We start from the raw sequence: 1,277 nt of genomic DNA, 5'->3' as shown, positions 1-1,277 counted from the left end.
TGACCCCTGCTGTCAAATCCGTATAACTAAACTTGGGAGATTTTGATTACGCAGCATGACGATAATAGTCAAACCACACCTGTCTTGGCGATTTATAGCCTAAACCCTTTTGAATTCTCGTTTGGTTGTAGTACAACTCGATATATCTAATGATATCGGTAATGGCGGCAAATCTGGTCTTATAGTCCTGATGATATATCAACTCATTCTTTAATACGCCCCAGAAGCTCTCTATAGGTGCGTTATCAAAGCAGTTGCCTTTAGCGCTCATTGAGCCTGTAAATTGATGCTGCTTAATGATCTTGTGGTAGGCATGGCTACAGTACTGGCTGCCTCTGTCAGAGTGAACGACTAGCCCTTTACTGGGTCGTTTGTTCTTGATGGCCATGTTCAATGCTTTGCATACTAGATCTGCTGTCATGCGTTTGTTGATGGCGTAACCGACAAGCTCTTTAGTGTATAAGTCTTTAACGCCTGCTAAATACAGCCAACCCTCAAGCGTCCAAATATAGGTGATGTCACTGACCCACGCTTGGTTAGGGCGACTGGCATCAAACTTCTGATCCAGTACGTTTGGATAGATCAGCTTGTTGTGATTGGAGTCGGTAGTGACTTTAAAGCGCTTGTGGCGACGGCATTTGATGCCATGTTCCTCTTTAATGCTTCTAACCATGTATAGGCTAATGTCATGGCCTTGCTCGGTGAGCGTTGCATGCAAACGTTCATAACCATAACGTTCTTTACTTTCACTGTGAGCGGCTTTAACGAGTAGCTCGCAATGGTTGCGATGTATCTGCTGCTCGCTGATATCGCGACTCAGCCAGTCGTAGTAACTTGAATGCTTAATCTTTAGCACACGGCACATAGTGGTGATGCTAAAGAAGTGCTGGTTATCTTTGATAAAGGCGTACCTGACTAGCTGTGCTTTGCAAAGTACGCCGTCGCCTTTTTTAATATCTCTCGTTCCTCTTCGGCTACTTTAAGCTGTCGTTTGAGGCGCTTGTTCTCTTCAATCACGGCTATGAGCTGTGGATCGTACTGCTCAGTTCCTTCAAGCTTGCCTTGATTGGCTTTGTTATGCCAATTAGATAAGGTTTGCATGGCGATGCCAAGTTGCTTTGCAGTCGCTGAAATATTGCCGTTATTGTCCGCTATCTTCTTGACGGCTTCGGCTTTAAATTCCTTACTGTAGGTTCTTATTTTCTTGGTCATGGTAAACTCCGATTAATACGCTTAGTTTACCAAGTTTAGTTGTACGGTTTCTTCAGCATAGCTCA

1 protein-coding gene is annotated in these 1,277 nt (G+C 44.1%); it reads right to left on the bottom strand.

Annotated elements, in window-relative coordinates:
• Nucleotides 1-46 precede the first annotated feature (46 nt).
• A protein-coding gene (locus I3257_RS14090; RefSeq protein ID WP_198331106.1) for an IS3 family transposase occupies nucleotides 47-1,212 on the bottom strand; the annotation gives its coding sequence in 2 pieces (ribosomal slippage) (nucleotides 47-954 and nucleotides 954-1,212; 1,167 coding nt in all).
• Nucleotides 1,213-1,277: the final 65 nt, after the last annotated feature.

Source organism: Psychrobacter sp. Ps7 (genome assembly GCF_022129225.1).
GTDB classification, from domain to species: domain Bacteria; phylum Pseudomonadota; class Gammaproteobacteria; order Pseudomonadales; family Moraxellaceae; genus Psychrobacter; species Psychrobacter immobilis_A.
The sequence above is the reverse complement of the archived record's forward strand: the minus strand, read 5'-3'. Positions and strand labels throughout refer to the sequence as shown.